Origin of the sequence: Leifsonia sp. SIMBA_070 (genome assembly GCF_046534635.1) — a bacterium.
GTDB lineage: Bacteria > Actinomycetota > Actinomycetes > Actinomycetales > Microbacteriaceae > Leifsonia.
The window spans coordinates 1-249 of sequence record NZ_JAWRYK010000684.1 but is presented as its reverse complement, the minus strand read 5'-3'; the positions used below and the strand labels follow the sequence as shown (position 1 = coordinate 249).

The following is a 249-nucleotide window of genomic DNA, read 5'->3' as shown; positions in this document are numbered from 1 at the left end:
CCGGTCGACTGCACCCATTCCACGGTGACGCCGTCCTCGGCGAGGGTCTCCTCCAGCCAGCCCTGGTCCTTGATGATCAGGCTCAGCGGGTTGTAGGTCGCGAAGTCCAGGGTGAGGGTTCCGCCGTCGGCCGTGCCGGCGTTCGCGGCGGATTCGCTGTCCTCGCCCGCCACGCAGCCGGTCAGCAGCAGGGATGCTGCGGCCGCTGCTGCGGCGATGGCCTTGATGGGGGACGAGATTGTGGAAGAG

General features: G+C 68.7%; 1 pseudogene. It reads right to left on the bottom strand.

From position 1 onward, the window contains the following. Window positions 1-218 (bottom strand): annotated as a pseudogene (locus SB754_RS21985) (aliphatic sulfonates ABC transporter substrate-binding protein); the annotation flags it as partial. Window positions 219-249 lie beyond the last annotated feature (31 nt).